The organism is Mesorhizobium sp. M2A.F.Ca.ET.039.01.1.1 (assembly GCF_003998035.1).
In the GTDB taxonomy this organism is placed as follows: Bacteria; Pseudomonadota; Alphaproteobacteria; order Rhizobiales; family Rhizobiaceae; genus Mesorhizobium.
The window spans coordinates 1-424 of the sequence record NZ_RZRY01001562.1; the positions used below are offsets into that span (position 1 = coordinate 1).

At 65.8% G+C, this 424-nt stretch carries 1 pseudogene; it reads right to left on the minus strand.

The window, feature by feature from the left end:
• Positions 1-98: 98 nt before the first annotated feature.
• Positions 99-424: pseudogene (locus EOA24_RS40930) on the minus strand (magnesium transporter); the annotation flags it as partial.

A 424-nucleotide genomic window follows, 5' to 3' on the forward strand; every position in this document is an offset into this window, starting at 1 on the left:
CTGGTCACGATGTACAAGCCGACCTACCGCGTGAAGAACGGCGAACGCGTTTGATTGCAGCTTTGGGGCCGCTGGCGACGCCAGCGACCCCAAGATTTTTAAAGCAGCGTGCCGCGCAGGATCACCAGCGCCACCGAGAAGTAGATCACCAGCCCGGTGACGTCGACCAGCGTGGCGACGAACGGCGCAGAGGCGCTTGCCGGGTCGAAGCCGATCCGCTTCAGCGCGAAAGGCAGCATCGATCCCGAAGTGAGCCGAAGGTGACGATGCCGATCAGCGCCGCGCCCACCGTCGCCGCGATCAGCATCCAGTGCGGGCCGTAGTCGTAGAACCCGGAATACTGCCAGAGCGCGATGCGGCAGATGCCGACGACGCCGAGGATCGAGCCGAGCACCACCCCGGTCGGCAGCTCGCGCAGCGCCAC